17 protein-coding genes, 1 other RNA gene and 1 riboswitch are annotated in these 16,677 nt (G+C 71.0%); of the genes, 9 read left to right on the plus strand and 9 right to left on the minus strand.

The annotated features are described in order from the left end of the window. Nucleotides 1-79 precede the first annotated feature (79 nt). The 5 genes from FHX60_RS01865 to FHX60_RS01885 all read right to left on the minus strand — a co-directional run bounded on the left by FHX60_RS01865 (nt 80) and on the right by FHX60_RS01885 (nt 2,670). Nucleotides 80-904, minus strand: coding sequence for a sulfite exporter TauE/SafE family protein (locus FHX60_RS01865; protein WP_092306670.1), 825 nt, complete (start codon nt 902-904; stop codon nt 80-82). A gap of 75 nt (nt 905-979) precedes the next feature. After that, complete coding sequence (locus tag FHX60_RS01870) at nt 980-1,462, minus strand: EVE domain-containing protein (protein WP_181925786.1); 483 nt, start codon at nt 1,460-1,462, stop codon at nt 980-982. A gap of 107 nt (nt 1,463-1,569) precedes the next feature. Next, nucleotides 1,570-1,787: non-coding RNA, 6S RNA (gene ssrS, locus FHX60_RS01875), on the minus strand. Between the two features lie 233 nt (nt 1,788-2,020). Beyond that, nucleotides 2,021-2,353, minus strand: coding sequence for a cell division protein ZapA (locus tag FHX60_RS01880; protein WP_092306672.1), 333 nt, complete (start codon nt 2,351-2,353; stop codon nt 2,021-2,023). Then, nucleotides 2,350-2,670 (minus strand): hypothetical protein, encoded by a 321-nt coding sequence (locus tag FHX60_RS01885; protein WP_092306674.1) that lies wholly within the window; start codon nt 2,668-2,670, stop codon nt 2,350-2,352. Before FHX60_RS01885 ends, FHX60_RS01880 begins: the two co-directional genes overlap by 4 nt. A gap of 209 nt (nt 2,671-2,879) precedes the next feature. Then, nucleotides 2,880-3,172, plus strand: a riboswitch (cobalamin riboswitch). Between the two features lie 74 nt (nt 3,173-3,246). Between FHX60_RS01885 and FHX60_RS01890 the strand changes: the two genes are divergently transcribed. Genes FHX60_RS01890 through FHX60_RS01920 form a run of 7 tightly spaced genes read left to right on the plus strand, consistent with a single transcriptional unit; the run spans nt 3,247 to nt 10,125 of the window. Next, a complete protein-coding gene (locus tag FHX60_RS01890; RefSeq protein WP_183282400.1) occupies nt 3,247-5,139 on the plus strand; it encodes a TonB-dependent receptor domain-containing protein in 1,893 nt (630 codons plus the stop codon). A gap of 41 nt (nt 5,140-5,180) precedes the next feature. After that, nucleotides 5,181-6,188, plus strand: coding sequence for a FecCD family ABC transporter permease (locus tag FHX60_RS01895; RefSeq protein ID WP_183282401.1), 1,008 nt, complete (start codon nt 5,181-5,183; stop codon nt 6,186-6,188). Continuing rightward, nucleotides 6,185-7,027 carry an ABC transporter ATP-binding protein gene (locus FHX60_RS01900; protein ID WP_183282402.1) on the plus strand — a complete coding sequence of 281 codons (843 nt, stop codon included), beginning with the start codon at nt 6,185-6,187 and terminating at the stop codon, nt 7,025-7,027. Before FHX60_RS01895 ends, FHX60_RS01900 begins: the two co-directional genes overlap by 4 nt. Next, nucleotides 7,020-7,652: a cob(I)yrinic acid a,c-diamide adenosyltransferase gene (gene cobO, locus FHX60_RS01905; RefSeq protein WP_183282403.1), complete on the plus strand. Its 633-nt coding sequence runs from the start codon at nt 7,020-7,022 to the stop codon at nt 7,650-7,652. The genes FHX60_RS01900 and cobO overlap by 8 nt, the downstream gene beginning before the upstream one ends. 27 nt (nt 7,653-7,679) lie before the next feature. Beyond that, nucleotides 7,680-8,720: a nicotinate-nucleotide--dimethylbenzimidazole phosphoribosyltransferase gene (gene cobT, locus FHX60_RS01910; protein WP_183282404.1), complete on the plus strand. Its 1,041-nt coding sequence runs from the start codon at nt 7,680-7,682 to the stop codon at nt 8,718-8,720. Continuing rightward, on the plus strand, nt 8,717-9,559 hold the full coding sequence (locus FHX60_RS01915) for an adenosylcobinamide-GDP ribazoletransferase (protein WP_375790521.1): 843 nt from the start codon (nt 8,717-8,719) through the stop codon (nt 9,557-9,559). The genes cobT and FHX60_RS01915 overlap by 4 nt, the downstream gene beginning before the upstream one ends. Next, nucleotides 9,544-10,125: a histidine phosphatase family protein gene (locus FHX60_RS01920; RefSeq protein ID WP_183282405.1), complete on the plus strand. Its 582-nt coding sequence runs from the start codon at nt 9,544-9,546 to the stop codon at nt 10,123-10,125. Before FHX60_RS01915 ends, FHX60_RS01920 begins: the two co-directional genes overlap by 16 nt. Here the strand turns inward: FHX60_RS01920 and FHX60_RS01925 are convergent, their stop codons facing one another. From FHX60_RS01925 to cobU, 4 genes are read right to left on the minus strand one after another with little or no spacing between them, the layout of a single operon-like run. Beyond that, complete coding sequence (locus FHX60_RS01925) at nt 10,126-11,031, minus strand: cobalamin-binding protein (RefSeq protein ID WP_112774376.1); 906 nt, start codon at nt 11,029-11,031, stop codon at nt 10,126-10,128. 24 nt (nt 11,032-11,055) lie between these two features. Continuing rightward, nucleotides 11,056-12,072, minus strand: coding sequence for a threonine-phosphate decarboxylase CobD (gene cobD / locus FHX60_RS01930; protein ID WP_183282406.1), 1,017 nt, complete (start codon nt 12,070-12,072; stop codon nt 11,056-11,058). Then, nucleotides 12,069-13,043: an adenosylcobinamide-phosphate synthase CbiB gene (cbiB, locus tag FHX60_RS01935; protein WP_183282407.1), complete on the minus strand. Its 975-nt coding sequence runs from the start codon at nt 13,041-13,043 to the stop codon at nt 12,069-12,071. The genes cobD and cbiB overlap by 4 nt, the downstream gene beginning before the upstream one ends. Beyond that, nucleotides 13,037-13,729 carry a bifunctional adenosylcobinamide kinase/adenosylcobinamide-phosphate guanylyltransferase gene (cobU, locus tag FHX60_RS01940; protein WP_092306693.1) on the minus strand — a complete coding sequence of 231 codons (693 nt, stop codon included), beginning with the start codon at nt 13,727-13,729 and terminating at the stop codon, nt 13,037-13,039. The genes cbiB and cobU overlap by 7 nt, the downstream gene beginning before the upstream one ends. Before the next feature lie 63 nt (nt 13,730-13,792). Here cobU and FHX60_RS01945 point away from each other — a divergent pair, with 63 nt between their 5' ends. Continuing rightward, nucleotides 13,793-15,310, plus strand: coding sequence for a cobyric acid synthase (locus tag FHX60_RS01945; protein ID WP_183282408.1), 1,518 nt, complete (start codon nt 13,793-13,795; stop codon nt 15,308-15,310). A 139-nt stretch (nt 15,311-15,449) separates the two neighbouring features. After that, nucleotides 15,450-16,643: a PepSY-associated TM helix domain-containing protein gene (locus tag FHX60_RS01950; protein ID WP_112774381.1), complete on the plus strand. Its 1,194-nt coding sequence runs from the start codon at nt 15,450-15,452 to the stop codon at nt 16,641-16,643. Nucleotides 16,644-16,677: the final 34 nt, after the last annotated feature.

Raw genomic sequence — 16,677 nt, forward strand, 5'->3', positions numbered from 1 at the left:
CGTTCCGCGACATTGCAAACGATTGTTGCGACGCCGCCGCGCGCAGGGTCTCGTTCCCCCGTGCGGGTGACGCGCGTTGTCAGAACGCCTGCCAGGCCTTCCACAACATATACGTGGCCAGGCACAGCAGCAGCACCGCAAAGACCTTGCGCAGCTGGCCCACATCCATGCGGTGGGCGGTGCGCGCGCCCAGCGGCGCGGTCAGCACGCTGGCCGCGGCGATCACCAGCAGCGCCGGCAGGTAGAGATAGCCGAGCGAGGCCGCCGGCAGTCCGGGCGCGTGCCAGCCGCTCCAGATATAGCCCGCCACGCTGGCCGCGGCGATCGGGAAGCCGAGCGCGGCCGAGGTCGCCACCGCGTTGTGGATCGGCACATTGCACCAGGTCATGAACGGCACCGAGACAAAGGCGCCGCCGGCGCCCACCAGGCTCGACAGGAAGCCGATCACGCCGCCCGCGCCGGCCATGCCGGCAAAGCCCGGCAGCTGGCGCCCGGGCCTGGGCCGGCGGTTGCGCAGCATCTGCAGCGCCGAGAAGCCGACGAAGCCCGCGAACGCCAGCGACAGCCAGCTGGTCTTCAGCGCCGCGAAGACCTTGCCGCCCCCAACCATGCCGCCGATCACGATGCCGGGCGCCAGCGCCAGCACGATCGGCCAGCGCACCGCGCCGCGCTTGTGATGCGCGCGCACGGACGACAGCGAGGTGAACAGGATGGTGCCCATCGAGGTGGCGATGGCCATATGGACGATGGCTTCGCCGGCGAAGCCCAGGCTGGTGAACAGCAGCGTCAGGAACGGCACCATCATCATGCCGCCGCCCACGCCGAGCAGGCCGGCGCAGAATCCGGTGAAGGCGCCCAGCGCGAGCAGGGCGGGGATCAGCACCGGCAGGTTGTCGAACGGCATCGTGTCAGCAAGTCGTTGTTATTGTCGTCAGCCTTGGCGCGCAAGGCCTGGTTCGTTGCGGCGGCGCTCGGCCGGTCAGTCCATCAGCTTGCCGGTGATATAGCGCCATTCCGCCGGCGTCACCGGCGTGATCGAGAGCCGGTTGCCGCGCCGGAGCACCACCATGTCGGCCAGCGCTTCATGCTCGCGCAGCTCGGCCAGCGCAATCAGGCGGCTCTTGCGTTCGAAGCGCACGTCGACCAGCAGCCAGCGCGGCGCCTCGGCCTTCGAGGCGGCGTCGAAATACGGGCTGTTGCGGTCGAACTGCGTAGGGTCGGGGTAGGGCGCGGAGCAGACCTCGGCCAGTCCGGCGATGCCGGGCTCGGGGCACGACGAGTGGTAGAACAGCACGCCGTCGCCGACCTGCATGGCGTCGCGCATGAAGTTGCGCGCCTGGTAGTTGCGCACGCCGGTCCACGGCAGCGTCTGTTGCCGGGCCAGGTCGTCGATGCTGGCTTCGTCCGGTTCCGATTTCATCAGCCAGTACTGGCGGGCGCGTTGGTTCTGGTTAGGGCTCACGGCGCTGCTCAGGAAACGAAGGCAGGTGCGAAAAAACACCGGCAAGCATGCGGGCAGGCATGCAGGCAAGAAAAAAGGCGATGGTTCAGAAAACCACCGCCTTTTTAGGGGTCCCCGCCTCGGCCGCTGGGTCGGCATCCTGAACCCAAGTGAGGTTCAGAGTGGCTGCGGAAGTCGCATTTCGGGTACATCATCCACTCAGGGAGTCCAGGCCAGGCCCGGACTATGAATGCGACGACGCGCTCGCCCACGCGACATAATCCCGCACCATGCAATGCATATCGGTTCAAGGAGTTTATGACCCTCACGAACCAGGCAGGGAAACTGTCAAACGTCTGACTGTCCACGTGCTGGATGTCAGACGTTTGCCGTTTCTAACAAGGATGGGATGAAAACGGCGGCCAGGCGCGATAACCTGACCTGTCAGCTGCACTTCTGTAGTGCCTCGTGCAGTCTGGCTACACTATACACCGCGTTGCAGGGCATACCAAGTGTGCTCGCGCGTGTCGTTACATTTTGCCGGCAGCGCGGCATCCGCAGCACATCCCCCCTTGCCGCTCAACCGCGCGTACCGGTGCCCACGTGGGCATATTGCCGCAGCGCTTCGTCGGCGCGATCGTTCAGTTCGCGGATGCGCGCGCGGATAGCGTCGACCGGGATCGCGCCCTCGGCCTGCTGCTTGCGCTGCAGCGACAGCAGGTCCGAGGCGATGCTGATGGCGGCCATCACCGCCACGCGCTCGACGCCCTTGGCGGCGCTGCCGGTGCGCAGCTTGTTCATCTGCGTGTCGACCAGGGCCACGGCCTCGAGCAGCGCGGCCTCGTTCTCGGGCGCGATGGCAAAGCGGTAGGCCTGGCCGGCGATGTTGACTTCGACTTGCTTGTTGCTCATGCGTGTTCTCCGGGGGCCTTGTGCGCGTCGGCGCCCTGCGCCACGGCCTCTTCGCCGAGCAGGTCGAGCTGGCGCGTGTCGCTGGCGGTCGGCAGCTTGTCAAGGATGGACTGGATGCGCAGTTGCGCTTCCTCGATCTTGATATTGAGCAGTTCGCGGTCGGCGGCCATGGCCTCGCGCTCGCCGCGCAACTGCGCGGCTTCGCCCTCCAGCCGCGCGATCTCGTCGCGCAGCCGCTGGTTCTCCGCCGCCAGGGTGTCCGCATGGTGCAGCACGCGCCCGATCTTGGCGGCCAGTTGTTCGAGTTCGGTGAGCATAGGGCCTGTCATGATGGGAGTAGTGTCAGGTATCGCGATTCTAGCCGATGCGCCGGCATGCACAATGCGGAGGAAAGGTTTGTGACCGGCCGCCCGCATGGAAGTTGCAGGCTTCTGCACCCAAGACGCCGCGAGAGTGTGACAAAACGCTACCAGGCGAGCCATGCGAGCAGTGGGGTCGTCGCGTTGACGCGGGGGGCGAAACGCCATAGACTCGCGCACGTTCCAGGTGCTCGCCCTTTTCGTCCCTGGCGAAAGGGCAGTTCAACGGGAAACAGGGAGCCGGGCCGGCTGCGCGCCGGAGAGGCCAACCTGTGCTGCCCCCGCAACGGTAAGCGACCGCGGTGCGCATGCGCCAGCCACATCGCTGGCAAGGCCCGATCCGTCATCGGATGCCAGCCACATGCCCGCAGGACCGGCCACACGCCACTGAACCGCAGGTTCGGGAAGGCGCCGGTTCCGTGTCGCCAGCCCGGATACCGGCCTGAACGCGGGCTGCCGCCCGTGCGCGGCACGCCTCATCGCCATATGGCCCGCGGGGGAACGGGCCCGGCCGTTCCTATCCAGTCCTGCATCATGCGTTCATCGCTTCACAGGTCGACCCGCCCGGCAAGCCCGGCGGTGCGTCCGTCCGTGCCCGCCATCCTGGCGGCCATGGCCTCGTTCACCCTCGTTCCCGGTACCGCTTCCGCGCAGGCGGCGGACAGCCGCGCCGCGCAGCTGGCGCCGGTGGTGGTCACGTCCACCCGCACCGCGCAGTCGATCACCGAGGCGCTGCCGCATACCACGGTGGTCACGCAGCAGGACATCGCCAATGCGCAGGCGCCCGACCTGCGCACGTTGCTGCGCAGCCAGGCCGGCGTGGAGTTCGCGACCAACGGCGGCATGGGCAGCAATACCTCGCTGTTCATGCGCGGCGCCAACTCCAACCAGACCCTGATCCTGGTGGACGGGGTGCGGGTGTCGTCGGCCAGCAGCGGCACCGCGCAGCTGGCCAATATCCTGCCCGACCAGATCGACCGCATCGAGGTGGTGCGCGGCAACGTCTCGGCGCTGTACGGCTCGGACGCGATCGGCGGCGTGGTGCAGATCTTCACCAAGAGCGGCGCGGGCCAGGCGCCGGCGGCCAACGCGGCGGTGGAGTACGGCAGCAACAATACGCGCCAGGGCACGGTCGGCTATGGCGGCCAGGTCGGCGACACCTCGTTCAACCTGACCGGCTCGGCGTTCAAGACCGACGGCTTCTCGTCGATCAATACCAGGCAGGCGCCGCGCGCCAATCCCAACGACAACCCGTACGAGAACCAGAGCGTGTCGGGGCAGGTAAAGCACCGCTTCACGCCCAGTTGGGATGCCGGCATCACCGGCTACTACTCGAAGAGCAAGCTGTCGTTCGACAGCGCCTTCGGCCGCCCCACCGACGAGAACCGCACCAACAGCGAGCTGTACACGCTGTCGGCCTTCGTCAACGGCAAGCTGGGCGCGGACTGGACCACGCATTTCAAGCTGTCGCAGAGCGAGGACCGCAGCGATACCTTCCTCAACGACAGGCCCAACGGCACCTTCAATACCCGCAACCGCCAGTTCAACTGGCAGAACGAGTACGCGCTGGCCGCCGGCCACACGCTGCTGTTCGGCACCGACTACCTGCAGCAGGAGCTGGACTCGAGCGCCTACGGCGCGCCCACGCGCAATGTGTTCTCGGTGTTCGGCGGCTATGACGGGCGCTTCGGCAAGCACCAGCTGCAGCTCAACGCGCGCAACGACCACTATTCAGACTTCGGCAACCAGGGCAGCTTCTTCGCCGGCTACGGCTACAACCTGACCGATGCGTTCAAGCTGATCGCCAGCGTCAGCAACGCCTTCCGCGCGCCGACTTTCAACGAGCTGTACTACCCCAACTTCGGCCAGCCCAACCTGCAGCCCGAGCGCGCCAAGTCGGTCGAGGCCGGCGTGCAGTACACCACCGCCAGCGCCGGCCTGCTGCGCGTGACCGCGTTCGAGACGCGCTACCACGACCTGATCGTGTCGGCACAGCAGCCCAACGGCATGTTCCTGGCGCAGAACGTCAACCAGGCCAAGGTGCAGGGCATCGAGGCCTCGTGGCGCGCCAGCGTCTACGGCACCGACATCGGCGCCAGCGTGACTTTCCAGAACCCGGTCGACGAGCAGACCAACACCCAGCTGCTGCGCCGCGCGCGCCGCCATGCCGCGCTGGACGTGGGCCGCAATGTCGGCAACTGGCGCTTCGGCGGCGAATGGCTGCTGTCGTCGTCGCGCATGGACGCCGGCTCGCGCCGGCTGGGCGGATACGGTATCGTCAACCTCAACGCCCGCTACAACATCGACAAGCAATGGTTCATCGCCGCCCGCGTCGAAAACCTGTTCGACAAGGACTACCAGCTCGCCTACCCCTACAACACGCAGGGGCGCGCCGGCTTCATCACGCTGGGCTGGCGCCAGCGATGAGCGCGCGGGCGCGCCATGTCTGAGTGCCATGTCTGAGTTCCATGTCTGAGTTCAGGCGAGCCCTGGCGATCTGGCTGTTGCTGGCGTTCGCGGCGCTGCTGGCGTTCGCCTTGTCGCTGGCGCTGGGCAGCGTTGCGCTCGATGCGCGCGAGCTGTGGCTGGCGCTGAGCGGGACCGACACCGGCACTGCCGGCGCCATCGTGCACGAGCTGCGCCTGCCGCGCGCGGCCGCGGCCTTTGCCTGTGGCGGGCTGCTGGCGCTGTCCGGGGCGCTGATGCAGGTGCTGCTGCGCAATCCGCTGGCCGAGCCCTATGTGCTGGGCGTATCGGGCGGGGCCTCCACCGCCGCGCTGCTGGCGATGCTGGCGCTGGCGCCGTGGTGGGGCGTGCAGGCGGCCGCGGCGATCGGCGCGTTGCTGGCGATGGTGCTGGTGGCCTCGCTGGCGCGGCGCGACCTGCTGCATCCGCAGGTGCAGGGCGGCCATCGCGAAGCCGGCGCGCGGCTGCTGCTGACCGGGGTGATCCTGGCCGCCGGCTGGGGCGCGGTCATTACGCTGATCCTGTCGGTCGCGCCGGAGTCGCGGCTGCGCGGCATGCTGTTCTGGCTCACCGGCGACCTGGGCGGCACCGCCAGCTACGGTGGCGCGCTGGCCACGCTGGTGGCGGCGCTGCTGCTGGCCATGCCGATGGCGCGCGCGCTCAACGTGATGCTGCTGGGCGAGACCGTGGCGCAGTCGCTGGGCGTGCGCGTCGGCCGCGTGCGGCTGGCGACCTTCATGCTGGCCTCGCTGTGCATTGCCGCGGCCATCACCACGGCTGGCTCGATCGGCTTCGTCGGGCTGGTGGTGCCGCACCTGGTGCGGCTGGCGTGGGGCAACGACCAGCGCCTGCTGCTGCCGGCCGCGACGCTGCTGGGCGGGGCGCTGCTGATGGCAGCCGACCTGATCGCGCGTACCGTGGTGGCGCCGGCGCAGTTGCCGGTGGGCGTGATCACCGGGCTGCTGGGCGTGCCGACTTTCCTCTACCTGCTGTTGCGGAGGCCGCGATGAGCGCAGGCGCGCACTGGTCCCTGCCGCTCGCTGCCTGTCCGCGGCTGACGCTGCGCGACGTGCGCCTGCGCACCAGCCAGCGCGTGCTGGTGCAGCGCCTGAGCCTGGCCATCGGCCCGGGCGAGCTGTGGTGCATCGCCGGCCCCAACGGCGCCGGCAAGTCCACGCTGATGACCGTGCTGGCCGGATTGCGCCACGCCGACGGCGGCAGCGTCGAGATCGACGGCACCGCGCCGGCGCTGGTCGACCCCGCGGTGCTGGCGCGCCAGCGCGCCTATCTGCCGCAAGCCGTGCACGACACCTTCCCGATGCCGGTGCTCGACGCCGTGCGCGTGGGCCGCCATCCGCACCTGTCCGGCTGGGGCTGGACCGGGCGCGAGGACGACCGCATCGTGCACGACGTGATCCGCGCCATGGATATCGAGGCACTGGCCGCGCGCGATGTGCTGACGCTGTCCGGCGGCGAGCGCCAGCGCGTCTCGCTGGCCGCGGCGCTGGCGCAGCAGGCGCCGCTGCTGTTGCTGGACGAACCGGTCTCGCACCTGGACCTGCGCCACCAGATCCTGGTGCTGGAGCAGCTGGCCGCGCTGGCCAGGGCGGGGCGCCACGCCATCGTGGTGATCCTGCACGACCTCACGCTGGCGCTGCGCTACGCCACCCACGCCCTGCTGATGGCCGAAGACGGCACCGCGCTGCACGGCCCGGCCGCGCAGGTGCTGACCCCCGAACACTGCTCGCGCGCGCTGCGCACCGCCATCGTCAGCGTCAGCGACGGCGCGCATACCGCGCTGATTCCCGATGGCGCGCGCCCGACCCCACCCAACCCAGACCATGACTGAAAACCAGAACCCCGCTGTGCAAGACCCCGATCGCGATGCCCGCCACAAGGCGCGCATGGTGCGCAAGAAGGAAGTCGTCGACGCCAAGATCGCCGCCGCGCAGGACGAGCGCGGCGTGATCGTCATCACCACCGGCAATGGCAAGGGCAAGTCCAGCTCCGGCTTCGGCATGGTGGTGCGCGCGCTCGGCCATGGCATGCGCACCGGCGTGGTCCAGTTCATCAAGGGCGCGCAGCCCACCGGCGAAGAGATGTTCCTGCGCCGCTTTCCCGACGAATGCGCCTTCCACGTGATGGGCGAGGGCTATACCTGGGAAACCCAGGACCGTGCCCGCGACGTGGCCAAGGCCGAGGCCGCGTGGGAAGTGGCGCGCGGCATGCTGCGCGACCCCAGCATCGGCCTGGTGCTGTTCGACGAGCTCAACATCGCGCTCAAGCTGCACTATCTTGATGTGGAGCAGGTCATTGCCGACCTGCGCGCGCGCCCGCCGATGCAGCACGTGGTCATCACCGGTCGCGGCGCGCCGCCGGCGCTGGTGGAGGCGGCCGATACCGTCACCGACATGACCCCGGTCAAGCACGCGTTCCAGCAGGGCATCAAGGCCCAGCGCGGCGTGGAGATGTAGCCCGTTTTCTTTCTGAGTATCCGCATCATGCAGTTTCCCGAAATCCCTCCGCTCGACGATGCGCTGCGCCCGGTGCTGCAGGCCGCCATCGACGACAAGACCAAGCCGCTCGGCGCGCTCGGCCGGCTTGAAGCACTGGCCTTGCAGCTGGGCCTGATCCAGGGCACCGCGCGCCCGGCGCTGCGGCGGCCCACGGTGATCGTGTTCGCCGCCGACCACGGCGTGGCCGATGCCGGCGTCAGCGCCTATCCGGCCGAGGTCACGGCGCAGATGGTGCAGAACTTCCTGGCCGGCGGCGCGGCCATCAACGTGTTCTCGCGCCAGCACGGCATTGCGCTGGAGATCGTCGACGCGGGCGTGCGCGTGCCGCTGCCGGCAGCGCCGGGGCTGGTCAACTGCCGCATCGCCGACGGCACCCGCAACTTCGCGGTCGAGCCGGCGATGACGCCGGAGCAGGCCGCCGCGGCGATGACCGCCGGCATGGCGCGCGTGCTGCGCCATGCGCAGCAGGGCTGCAACGTGATCGGCTTCGGCGAGATGGGCATCGCCAATACCTCGGCCGCGGCGTGCCTGATGCAGCGGCTGACCGGCCTGCCGCTGGAGGACTGCATCGGGCGCGGCACCGGCCTGGACGACGCCGGCCTGGCGCGCAAGCGCGAGGTGCTGGCCGGCGCGCTGGCGCGGCATGCCGATGCGCAGGCGCCGCTGGACGTGCTGGCCACCTTCGGCGGCTTCGAGATCGCGATGATGGCCGGCGCCTTCCTGGCCGCCGCGGCCAGCCGCATGATGATCCTGGTCGACGGCTTTATCGCCACGGCCGCGCTGCTGGTGGCGCAGCGGCTGGACCCCAACGTGCTGCAGTACTGCGTGTTCACGCACTGCTCGCACGAGCGCGGCCACCGTGCGCTGCTGGCCCAGTTCGACGCCGCGCCGCTGCTGGCTTTGGACCTGCGCCTGGGCGAAGGCACCGGCTGCGCGCTGGCGTGGCCGCTGCTGGCCTCGGCGGCGGCGTTCCTGAACGAGATGGCCACCTTCAGCGGCGCCGGCGTCAGCACCGCATCCCCATGAGCGCGCCGACCGACCCGGTGCCCATGCCCGAACCCGGCCGCGAACCGCGCCGCCCTGCCGGTGTGGCCGGCGAACTGCGCTATTTCCTGACGGCGCTGGGCTACTTCACGCGCGTGCCGCTGCCGGCCTGGCTGGCGCGCTGGGTCGGCTTCGAACCGCACTACCTGCACGCCGCGGCGCGCTATTTCCCGCTGGTCGGGCTGCTGGTGGGCGGCGCGGGCGCGCTGGCCACCTGGGGCGCGGCGCTGTGGTGGCCGCCCGGCGTGGCCGTGCTGCTGGGCATGGCGGCGACGCTGCTGCTGACCGGCGCCTTCCATGAAGACGGGCTGGCCGATTGCGTCGATGCCTTCGGCGGTGCGTGGCAGCGCGACGACGTGCTGCGCATCATGCACGATTCGCGCATCGGCGCATTCGGTGCGATCGCGCTGGTGCTGGCGCTGCTGCTGAAGTGGCAGCTGCTGGTGGCGATCGCCGGGCGCGGCGGCATCGCGGTGCTGATCGCCGTGCTGGTTGCCGCGCATGCCGCCAGCCGCGCGATGGCGGTCAGCTATCTCGCCACGCTGGCTTACGTGCGTCCCGAGGGCAAGGCCAAGCCGGTGGCGCAGAAGCTGGCCGGCGCGGGCCTGGTGTTCGCACTGCTGTGTGGGCTGGTGCCGCTGTGGCTGGTGTCGCCGGGGTTCGGCGCGGCGGCCGTGGCAGGGTTGCTGGTGCTGCGCCTGCTGCTCGGCCGTTACTTCGTGCGCCGCATCGGCGGCTATACCGGCGACTGCCTGGGCATGGCCCAGCAATGCGCCGAAATCCTGCTCTACCTGGTGGCCGCGGCATGGACGTGGTCCTGATCCGCCATGCGCAGCCGCAGGTGCCGCCAGGAACCTGCTATGGCTGCCTCGACCTGCCGCTGCTGGCGCCGCTGACGCCGCCCGCCGCGCGCATCGTTGCCGGCCTGCCGGCACCGGATCGCATCGTGGCCAGCCCGCTGGCGCGCGCGCTCGGCACGGCGCAGGCGCTGGCCCAGGCATGGCCCGGCGGCGTGCCGGACATCGACACCGAACCGGCCCTGCGCGAAATCGACTTCGGCAGTTGGGAGGGCGTGGCCTGGGATGCGATCGACCGCGGCGCGCTCGACCGGTGGGCGGCCGACCTGCTGCATGCGCGTCCGCATGGCGGCGAATCCCCGGCGCAGGCGATGGCGCGGGTCGCCGGCTGGGCCGCGACACTGGCCGGGGAGCGCGCGCAATGTCTCTGGGTGGTCGGCCATGCCGGCCCGATGCGCATGCTGGCGGCACACTGGCTGGGCGTGCCGCTGTCGACCACGGTCACCTGGGAACTGGGCTTCGGCGCCAGCTGCGGGTTCCGGCTGGGGCAGGGCGGGGCGCGCCTGGGCTGGTGGAACCGCGCCGGCTGATCAGCGCGCCGGCCGCCGGCTGCGCGCGGTATCCAGGTCCTTGCACATCTGCGCCGCGCCTTGCACCACGCGCGGGCCGGCACGGTTGAGCAGGTCACCGTCGATCACGAACAGGTTGTTGCGCGCCACCGCCGTGACCTGCTTCCAGCGCCGCCACATCTCGAAATCCGGCAACGGCTGGTCCGAGCGCGTGGCGCCCATGCCCGCCGTCACCATCGCTTCGGGATTGCCCGCGATCACCGCTTCGACCGACACGGTCGGCACCAGCGGCGCCTCGGCCGCGAACAGGTTGCGGCCGCCGCAAAGCGCCAGCATGTCGCTGACCAGGTGCTGGCCGTTGAGCGTCATCAGCGGCTGCTGCCAGACCTGGTAGAACACCGTCACCGGCGGGCGCGCCGCATAGGTCTTGCGCAGCGTTTCCACCTGCTGGCGGAAGCCGTCGGCGGCGCGCCGCGCGGTGGCCTCGGTGCCCAGCAGCGTGCCGAGCTTCTCGATGTTGTCCGGGATTGCCGCCAGCCGGCGCGGCTCGCTGTAGAACAGCGGGATGCCGAGCGCACGCAAGCGGTCGGCCTGCTTCTGCGCATTGCCGTGGCGCCACACCACGATCAGGTCGGGCCTGAGCGCGGCGATGCGCTCCAGGTCCAGCGCCTTGTTGTCGCCCACGCGCGCGATCTCGCGCGCCTGCGGCGGGTAGTCGCTGTAGTTGACGGTGCCGACGATGCGGTCGCCCCCGCCCGCTGCGAACAGCATCTCGGTGACGTGCGGCGCCAGCGAGACCACGCGGCGCGCCGGCTGCGCCAGGCTCACGGTCTGGCCGGCGTCGTCGATGACGGAGACCGTGGCGCTGGCGGGCAGCGCTGCGAGCAGCAGGGCGGAGGCGATGACAGGGGTCAGGCGGTTCTGCATGGCAGGCGTCAGAGGGTCAGAGGGTCAGGTAGAGGCCGCCAGCGCCGCGTCCAGCCGCTGCCAGGCCAGCGGCTGGTCCGGCGGCAGGCCTAGGCGCAGGCTCGGCGCGCAGCCGCCGGCGGCATCGAAATAGCGGGTCCAGACGCCGTGCTGCGCCAGGGCGTGGTGCAGCCGCGCGGCGTCGCGATGCGGGACCCAGCAGAACATCGGGTGCATCGCCGGCGCCAGGCCGTGGCGGTCCAGCATGGCGGCCAGCCGTGCCCCGCACGCCTGCAGCCGGTCGCGGGTGGCGTGCTGCCACGGCTGGTCGGCCAGCGCGCGGCGCGCCACCTCGCGCGCGGGGCCGGCGACGGTCCAGTGGCCCAGGCGCGCGCGCAGCGCTTCGAGCAGCGCCGGCTGTGCCAGCACGAAGCCGCAGCGGATGCCGGCCAGGCCGTAGAACTTGCCGATCGAGCGCAGCACCACCAGCCCGGGCCGGGCGCTGTGCGCGGCGACGGAAGCGCCGGGCAGGCAATCGATAAAGGCTTCGTCTGCCAGCAGCGTGCCGCCGCGCGCAGCCAGCGCGCCATGCCAGCGCAGCAGCGTGGCGGCGGGCAGCATGCGCGCGGTCGGGTTATTCGGGTTGACGACGACCAGATGATCGAGCGCGTCGGCCAGATCAGGCCGCGTGAAATCCGCTTCGTCCAGCAGCACCACGGTGTGCCCCGCGGCGGCGAACGCCGGCGCGTATTCGCTGTACCCCAGCGCGGCGATGCCGACGCGTCCCGGGCGCAGCAGCGCCGGCAGCGTGCGGATCGCGGCCTGCGAGCCGGCCACCGGCAGCGCATGGGGCGCGCCGCATGCCGCCGCGGCCAGTTCGGCCAGGCCATCGTCGTCCTGCGGCAACCGTTGCCACACCTGTGGCGGCAGCATCGGCACCGCATAGCCGTCGGGATTGATGCCGGTGGACAGGTCGAGCCAGTCGTCGGCCGGGCGGCCGTAGCGGCGCACTGCGGCGAGCAGGTCGCCGCCATGGCGGATCGGGGGCAGGGCGGTGCTCATGCCGGTGCGGAGATGATCAGCGCGGCCAGCGCGCTCGCGCCTGCCAGTATCAGCCACAGCCATAGCGTGCGCTCCACCAGCCGCAGGCAGGCGATCACATGCGCCGCCTGCGGCGCGATGCCGGCGCCCAGCGGCGGGCGTTGCTCGATTTCACCGTGATAGCGCGCCGGGCCGCCAAGCCGTACGCCGACGGCGCCGGCTCCCGCGGCCATCACGGGGCCGGCATTGGGGCTCGACCACGCCGGCGCCTGCGTGCGCCAGCAGCGCAGCCCCTGCGCGGTGGCGCCGAGCAGCGCATATGACAGCGCGGTCAGCCGCGCCGGCACCAGGTTGAGCGCATCGTCCAGGCGCGCCGCGGCCCAGCCGAAATACACCAGCCGCGGCGTGCGGTAGCCCCACATCGCATCGAGCGTATTGGCCAGGCGGTACACGATCACGGCCGGCGCGCCGCCGAGCAGGAACCAGAACAGCGCGCCGAACACCGCGTCGTTGCCGTTTTCCAGCGCCGATTCGCAGGCGGCGCGGGCCAGCGCCTCGGCGTCGGCATCGGCGGTGTCGCGCGAGACGATGCGCGCGGTCAGCGCGCGCGCGGCGGGCAGGTCGGCCGCGCCCAGGGCGCCGGCGATCGGGGCGATATGCTGGTGCAGGCTGCGCGCGCCCAGCGCCGCGTACAGCGCCAGCGCATGCAGCGCCAGCGCGGCGAGCGGATGCCAGCCGGCCGCGGCGGCCACCAGCCACCATGCCAGCGCGGCCGGGGCCAGCACCAGCACGCACCAGCCGGCAAGCCCGGCAAGGCGCCGGCGCCATGGCGCACCACGCTGCGGGGGAGGGTTGAGGCGTCGTTCCAATGCGGCCGCGATGCGGCCGAAGCCCACCAGCGGATGCCAGCGGCGCGGCTCGCCCAGCCAGCGGTCCAGCAGTGCCCCGATCCATGCCGCTGCCACGCATGCCGGCCAGGCCAGCATCAGCATGCGGGATCGGGCCCCTTTACCGCAACCGGGATGCCCGCCACCAGCAGCCGCACGCAGTCGGCGGCGGCGGCCAGCTTCTGGTTCAGGCGGCCCAGTTCATCGACATAGAAGCGGGTGATGGCGCCCATCGGGATCACGCCGAAGCCGATCTCGTTCGAGACCAGGATCACGTGGCCGGGCAGCGTCGGCAGCGCGTTGAGCAGCGCCTCGATTTCTTCGGTGAACGCCGCCGGCGGCGTGATCACGCCATGCTCGGGATAGCTGCGGCCGTTGGGGAAGAGCAGGTTGTTGATCCACAGCGTCATGCAATCCACCAGGATGCAGCCGTCGTGGCGCGCGTTGGCATAGAGCGCATCGGCCAGGTGCACCGGCTCTTCCACCAGGCGCCAGTCGGCGGGACGGCGGGCGCGGTGCAGCGCGATGCGCACCTCCAGTTCCTGGTCGGCATGGGCCGGATCCTGGTGCGCGGTGGCGATGTAGGTGACCGGCCCGCCGGTGAGGGTGGCGTGGTCGGTGGCGAGCTGTTCGGCAAAGTGGCTCTTGCCGGAACGTGCGCCGCCCAGCACCAGGGTGAGCTGGCGGCCGCCGGTGCCGCCGGCGGCAGCGCGCGGCTGTGCGGCAGGGGCGGTGGCAGGTGCGATGGCCGGGGTTTCCATCCGCGTATTGTAGCCGCCGCATCCAGGCATGGCACGGCCCGCGTGGGGCACAGTGCCAAAGTCCGATAAGGAGGCCGGTGCGATAATCCGCCGATGCAACCCGACTCTCCGCAATTCCCGCCCGCGGGTGCCCTGCGCGGCACCCTGATGGTCCAGGGCACCACCTCCGATGCCGGCAAGAGCACTATCGTCGCCGGCCTGTGCCGGGTGCTGGCGCGCGCCGGCACGCGCGTGGTGCCGTTCAAGCCGCAGAACATGGCGCTCAACAGTGCCGTCACCGCCGACGGCGGCGAGATCGGCCGGGCCCAGGCGCTGCAGGCGCAGGCCGCGCGGCTGGCGCCGCACACCGACATGAACCCGGTGCTGCTCAAGCCCAGCAGCGACACCGGCGCCCAGGTCATCATCCACGGCCGCGCGCGGCTGGACCTGGACGCGCGCGCCTACCACGCCTACAAGCCGCAGGCGATGCAGGCGGTGCTGGCCTCGCACGCGCGCCTGGCGCAGGCCCATGAGGTGGTGCTGGTGGAGGGCGCCGGCAGCCCGGCCGAGGTCAACCTGCGCGAACGGGACATCGCCAACATGGGGTTTGCCGAGCGGGTCGACTGCCCGGTGGTGCTGGTCGCGGACATCGACCGCGGCGGTGTGTTCGCGCACCTGGTGGGCACGCTCGACTGCCTGTCCGAGAGCGAGCGCGCGCGCGTGACTGGCTTCATCATCAACCGCTTCCGCGGCGATATCGGGCTGCTGGAGCCGGGACTGGACTGGCTGGTCGCGCGTACCGGCAAGCCGGTGTTCGGCGTGCTGCCGTACCTGCACGGCCTGCACCTGGATGCCGAGGACGCCATCATCGGCGCGCAGGCCGATGCCGGCCAGGGCGCGCAGCGCCTGCGCGTGATCGTGCCGGTGCTGCCGCGCATCTCCAACCATACCGACTTCGACGCGCTGCGCGCGCACCCGCAGGTGGACCTGCAGTTTGTCGGCCCGGGCCGGCCGGTCCCGCCGGCCGACCTGGTGGTGCTGCCCGGCAGCAAGAACGTGCGCGCCGACCTGGACTTCCTGCGCGCCCAGGGCTGGGACGCGGCGCTGGCGCGCCACCTGCGCTACGGCGGCAAGCTGATCGGGATCTGCGGCGGCATGCAGATGCTGGGGCGGCAGGTGCACGATCCCGATGGCCGTGAAGGCCCCGCCGGCAGCAGCGCGGGGCTGGGCTGGCTCGATTTCGAAACCACGCTGGCGGCGGACAAGCAGCTGCGCCAGGTGCGCGGCCGGCTCGCGCCGGAGACGGCCGACGCGCCGGTGCGCGGCTACGAGATCCACCTCGGCGTCACCACCGGCAAGGGCCTGGAGCGGCCCGCCGCGTGGCTGGACCGCGGCGACGGCACCATGCGGCCGGACGGCGCGCGCTCGGCCGACGGGCAGGTGCTGGCCACCTATGTGCACGGCCTGTTCGACGATCCCGCCGGCTGCCAGGCGCTGCTGCGCTGGGCCGGGCTGGAGCAGGCGCAGGCGGTCGATCTCGACGCGCTGCGCGAAGCGTCGATCGAGCGCCTGGCCGACACCATGGCCGCGCACCTGGACCTGGCGGCACTGCTGGCGCCGTTGCAGCGCTGACGCTGCAACATCAGTGCAACAGTAGTGCGGAAGGGGCCTGCTAGAATCGCGAATCCTTCGCATTCGCACCGCGGCGCGGTATGGCTTTTGCGCCATATTCCGCGCCTTGCAGCGTCCGCTCAACGTACTTCACCCCGTCATGGTCACCGGCCGCCTGCGCGTCGTCCTCGTCAAGCTGCATCGTTATATCGGCCTGAGTCTCGGCCTGCTGTTCATCCTGATGGGGCTGACCGGCATGACCATCGCCTGGCGCGATGAACTGGACGCCTGGCTCAACCCCGACCTGCTGGTGGCCTCCGCGCCGATGACGGCGCCGGTGACTCCGGACACGGTCCAGGCCGTCACCGAGCGGCTGGCGGCGCCGCCCTACGGCAAGCCCAACCTGCTGATGCTGCCGACCCATGCCGACGGCGTCTTTATCGCCTGGTATCCGGTCAAGGAGCCCGGCGGGGTGGTGCCGGGGCGCTCGCGCCAGGTGATGGTCGACCCGCTCACGCTGGAAGTGAAGGGCGAGCGCGTCTGGGGCGAGGCCGGGCTGTCGCGCCGGCTGCTGCTGCCCACGCTGTTCCACCTGCACCGCTACCTGCTGTCGGGCGATACCGGCAAGACCATCACCGGCGTGGCCGGCATGCTGCTGTTGCTGACCACGCTGGTCGGGGTGGCGGCGTGGTGGCCCAAGATGAAGCTGCGCTCGGTGATGCAGGCGTTCCGCATCACGCATGGCGGCTCCTGGTCGCGCTTCAACTATTCGCTGCACCGTGCCGGCGGCATCCTGGCCGCGCCGGTGCTGGCCGTCATCGCGTTTTCCGGCTGGTACCTGAACCTGCCCAAGTGGGTGACGCCGATCGTGGCGGGCGTGATGACGGTGACGCCGCCCGCCAGGCACGTCTCGGCACCGGCGCCGGCCGGGGCGCGGCCGCTGGAGGCGGGCGAGATCATGGCCGCGGCGCAGGCGCAGTACCCGCAGGCGCAGGTCACCCGCATCGGCTTTCCGCGCAAGCCTGGCGATGCCTTCGAGATCCGGCTGTGCCAGCCCGGCGAGGTGCGCCAGCACACCGGCGCGACGCGGCTCTGGCTCGATGCCTGGACCGGCGCGCCCCTGGGCGTGCGCGATCCGCAGCAGGCGCCCGCCGGCGACACGCTGCTGAACTGGCAGTTTCCGCTGCATACCGGCGAGGCCTTCGGCCTGCCGGGACGGATCTTCATCACGCTGTTCGGGCTGGCGCCGCTGGCGTTTGCCGTGACCGGCACGCTGATCTGGTGGAAGCGGCGGCGCGGCCACCAGCGCCACGTGGTAAAGAGCGCGCAGCGCGCCGGCATGCGGCGGGCATGAAAAAAAGGCAGGCCGCAGGGCCTGCCTTTTGTCT

The sequence above is a fragment of the Cupriavidus alkaliphilus genome, from assembly GCF_014191175.1.
Classification (GTDB): domain Bacteria; phylum Pseudomonadota; class Gammaproteobacteria; order Burkholderiales; family Burkholderiaceae; genus Cupriavidus; species Cupriavidus alkaliphilus.